The following is a 680-nucleotide window of genomic DNA, read 5'->3' on the forward strand; positions in this document are numbered from 1 at the left end:
AGCAGGCTCCGGCTGGTCTGGCCTGGCTGGACATCAGGGCAGAAGCCGGGGCAACTGCAGAAGCGGGGCTGAATGCGAAAGCGGAGACGACTGCGGAAGCCGGGGCGTGTGCAGAGGCTGGGGAGCGCGCGGAAGCAAGGCCTGCGGTCGGTGGTGTGGTGGAAGCGCAGGGAGGTGCGGCCATTAAGGTCGATGGAGCGGCTGTAAGCAACGTTCAGGCGAATCCGCTGGCTGCGTCTGCTGCGGCCGGGGCTGGCGTGGAGGAGGCTGTCAGCCGCATGGCGGATGATGTGCAAGCGCAGAAAGCCGCCGCCAGCGTGTCCCGGGAAGCGAAGGTTCACGGGGTGAAGGATTCGGAAGCTGATGCGCCAGGTTATGGATCTTCTCCAGGCACCGAACCTTCGGCTGCACCTGGCGGCAGAGAAACGGATGAGCCGGACAGTCTTCACGATGCCGTGAATGTGGGCGTCGAGGTGAAGCCGTCGCAGTTGATGTACATGATCTATACCTCCGGCTCGACCGGGAAGCCGAAGGGGGTCATGGTGGAGCATCGTGGCGCCGTGAACTATGTATGGTGGGCATGCAAGGTATATGCGGGCGGAGAGCCCGTGGATGCGGCGCTATACTCGTCTATCGCGTTCGACCTGACGGTAACCTCGCTCTATGTGCCGCTGCTGACC

At 63.5% G+C, this 680-nt stretch carries 1 protein-coding gene; it reads left to right on the top strand.

The window, feature by feature from the left end; translation table 11 throughout:
* Nucleotides 1-680: AMP-binding protein (locus ACY1JZ_RS26020; protein ID WP_462631686.1), on the top strand; the 680-nt coding region annotated here is incomplete at both ends.

Source organism: Paenibacillus sp. J5, from assembly GCF_054955055.1.